Origin of the sequence: Acinetobacter sp. TUM15064, assembly GCF_008980265.1 — a bacterium.
Taxonomy (GTDB): domain Bacteria; phylum Pseudomonadota; class Gammaproteobacteria; order Pseudomonadales; family Moraxellaceae; genus Acinetobacter.
This window is the reverse complement of the sequence record NZ_BKFU01000151.1, coordinates 1-1247: the sequence shown is the minus strand read 5'-3', so window position 1 is coordinate 1247 and position 1247 is coordinate 1. Positions and strand designations below refer to the sequence as shown.

At 39.0% G+C, this 1247-nt stretch carries 1 protein-coding gene and 1 pseudogene; one reads left to right on the top strand and one right to left on the bottom strand.

Features of this window, described 5'->3' with window-relative positions; translation table 11 throughout:
* Positions 1 to 518: diguanylate cyclase (locus GBI16_RS18130; RefSeq protein WP_228267871.1), on the top strand; the 518-nt coding region annotated here is incomplete at its 5' end.
* A 1-nt stretch (position 519) separates the two neighbouring features.
* Here GBI16_RS18130 and GBI16_RS18125 read toward each other — a convergent pair.
* Positions 520 to 1247, bottom strand: a pseudogene (locus tag GBI16_RS18125) (IS3-like element ISAba19 family transposase); the annotation flags it as partial.

Here is a 1247-nt window from a genome sequence, read left to right as displayed (position 1 = left end):
TAGAAGCAGGCATCAACAAACTGGTCGATATAAACGCCTATATTGGGCAACCTTTATTCAATGAGGATGGTTCTATTTTCGGCACATTATGTGCTATTGATCCATCAGTACAGCCTCAAAGCATAGAACAACATAGTGATCTATTAGAGCTATTAAGTTTATTACTTAGTCGAATTTTACAAAATGAACTTAAAATTAATGAACAAAAAAGAGTTAGTGAAAAGCTTGAAATGGATTCATTAACCGATCATTTAACGGGTGTTTTTAATCGTCGTGCTTGGGATACATTTTTGGATTTAGAGGAAGATCGATGTAAAACGTACGGACATCCAACCACAGTGATTATGATAGATTTAAATGACTTAAAAGCTATAAACGATAAATTTGGTCATTTGGCTGGAGACCAGATGATCCAAAAAACGGCCCAAATCTTAAAGAAAAATGTACGCTCCAATGATTTAGTCGCGCGTTTAGGAGGAGTGAACCGTACCGGGTTTGTCGGAGGCTTTTTTATTTAAGTTAGGCCACCTGACCTAACGGATTAATCTTATCATAGTACATTGCTTCAAACTCAAAAGGCGATACATAACCCAGTGCACTGTGTACACGCTTTTTATTGAACCAATCTACCCAATTTAATGTCGCAAGTTGTACATCCGCTAAACCTTGCCAATCTGCTTTTAAATATTCAATCACCTCTGTTTTGTATAAGCCATTCACCGTTTCAGCCAAAGCATTATCGTATGAATCACCCGTTGTACCGACTGATGCTCGTAAATTTGCAGCTTCTAAACGATTGGTATAGCGAATAGAAAGATATTGAACACCTCTATCGGAATGATGAATCACATTCTTTGGCATGCCTCGATCGTGCAATGCTTGCTCCAATGCATCGAGCACCATATCTGTATTCATTCGTGTAGATACTTTCCATCCAACAATTGCTCGTGAGAACACATCAATAACAAATGCGGTATATACCCAGCCTGAATGAGTTTGAATATACGTAAAGTCACCCACCCATAGTTGGTTTGGATGATCAGCATTAAAATTCCGTTTCACCAAGTCAGGTGCTCGTTTTTGGTCATCTCGGCTACGGGTGGTTTGTTTGTTCTTACCTCGCCAAACACCTTGTATACCTAGCTTTTTCATTAATCGAGCAACAGTACAGCGTGCAATAATATAGCCTTCACGTTTCAGTTTTTGCCAGACTTTACGTACACCATACCGACCTGAACTTTCCTTCC